Raw genomic sequence first — 1315 nt, 5'->3', positions numbered from 1 at the left:
ATCAGACGAGCCTCACCGATGGCTCGGAGGAAGCCCGGGGTGGTGCCGAGCATCTCGGCTGCCCGGCCCATCGTGTAGGCGGGGTAGTCGTCGTCGTCCAGACGATCACTAAGAGGGTTGTCCGCTGTCATGTCACCTCGCTGTGCAACGCGTCGAGGGGCCCTGGTGCCGTACGGCACCAGGGCCCCGAAGGAAATTCAACACCATCTGTCGGCCCTACTGCTGTGCCGACCTTCTGTTTCCGCTACCGGGCCCGGAAGGGGGGGAGCGGGGGATCGCAGCTGTGTGACCGGGGACCACCATCCATTCCGGGGTCTTGCGGTACCCGGGCCGAGTGCTTCTCGGGCCGGGCGATCCTGATGGCGCCTGCTCCTCCGTTCCTCTCCGAACCAACCACTGGGTGAACCGGTACTGCTGTTGGCAGCTCCTCGACGTGCGAGCCGCCCAGTGCGGCTCTCAGCCCCGTCACCGTCCTGGTAACACCTTGGCTTCGAGCCTCGAGAGCCGCACTGACCTGCGAACTTCGTGTGTATCCAGCCGCCAGTTCGTGTCTGGCGGGTCTCGTTCGACCGTCTCTACGAGGTGTAGCGTAACCACGCCAGGAGCGAATGTCTACTCTGGCAAAAGTAGATTTCACCTCTCCGGTGGAGGAAGAAATTTGCCACCTGCGAAAATGGCTCTCGCAGGCCGTCGTGTGCGGCGATGCGGCGGCGGATCGGCCCTCACCACGGGTCGGGACAGTCGCCCTCCGCCGCACACGCAAGCGCTTCGCGTCCTGCGGGGCGGTTCGGGGACAGTCGGCTGAACAGGTTCTGCTGGCATGTCGAACCCCGAGTGGCGAGAGCGGGTGGCGGAGGTCCTGAAGGACTCGGGCCGTCTCGGCCCGTTCACCCGGGACCTCGAGCGCTTCGCCGCCTTCCTCGCCGTCCTCGCCCGCGGGCCGTGAGAGAACCGGCCCGGCCGCCGTGAGGCGCCCCGCATCTGCGCTTTCATCTCGCCCGCATCCTGCGGGGCAACCTCAGGACCCCGGAGACGGACGGCGTGCACCGAGTCGCGATCAAGAACGTCAGCGCATGGACCGTAGGCGATCTCAGCCACTTCGACCGGTGCGGCGCCGTCTCCGCCCCGTTGCCCGGCCACGGTTTTCCGAGCGGACGACGACACAGCGGTGGGGGCCCTGCCGACGCGCGTCGGCAGGGCCCCCACCGGGATCCTGAGGGCGGTTTCCCGCCCGTCCTCATACGTCCATGGGGCCGGCGCCGCCGAGCAGTGCCGACGCGGTCCGGAGCGGAGTGGGAACGCCCATGGGCGTTCC

At 67.9% G+C, this 1315-nt stretch carries 2 pseudogenes; one reads left to right on the top strand and one right to left on the bottom strand.

Features of this window, described 5'->3' with window-relative positions:
- A pseudogene (locus C1I97_RS42260) lies at positions 1-131 on the bottom strand (MerR family transcriptional regulator); the annotation flags it as partial.
- 704 nt (positions 132-835) lie between these two features.
- Here C1I97_RS42260 and C1I97_RS36920 point away from each other — a divergent pair.
- Positions 836-1107: pseudogene (locus C1I97_RS36920) on the top strand (hypothetical protein); the annotation flags it as partial.
- Positions 1108-1315 lie beyond the last annotated feature (208 nt).

The sequence above is a fragment of the Streptomyces sp. NTH33 genome, assembly GCF_003236365.1.
Lineage (GTDB): Bacteria > Actinomycetota > Actinomycetes > Streptomycetales > Streptomycetaceae > Streptomyces.
The sequence above is the reverse complement of the archived record's forward strand: the minus strand, read 5'-3'. Positions and strand labels throughout refer to the sequence as shown.